The sequence below is a fragment of the Fluviispira multicolorata genome (assembly GCF_009208585.1).
Taxonomy (GTDB): Bacteria; Bdellovibrionota_B; Oligoflexia; order Silvanigrellales; family Silvanigrellaceae; genus Silvanigrella; species Silvanigrella multicolorata.
This window is the reverse complement of the sequence record NZ_WFLN01000019.1, coordinates 1-255: the sequence shown is the minus strand read 5'-3', so window position 1 is coordinate 255 and position 255 is coordinate 1. Positions and strand designations below refer to the sequence as shown.

Below are 255 nucleotides of genomic sequence, written 5' to 3'. Positions count from 1 at the left end.
CTAAATCAAAAAAATTAGGTATTTTAAAATTCAAAGCTCATAGAGAATTCGGATCTCCACAACAAATTGTAATTGGGAAAAAGAATGATAATTGGTTTGTTTCTTTCTGTTACGAAGTCGAAAACAGTGGGAAATCAGAGCAAGAATTATTAGATGAGTATTCCAATTTGGATGAGGAATCACTAAATTACCTTACTGTAGGAATTGATCGTGGCATTGTAATTCCATTTCAAACTAGTAATCAATTAAGTTATG

1 pseudogene is annotated in these 255 nt (G+C 30.6%); it reads left to right on the top strand.

The features are described from left to right. A pseudogene (locus GCL57_RS14925) lies at positions 1–255 on the top strand (hypothetical protein); the annotation flags it as partial.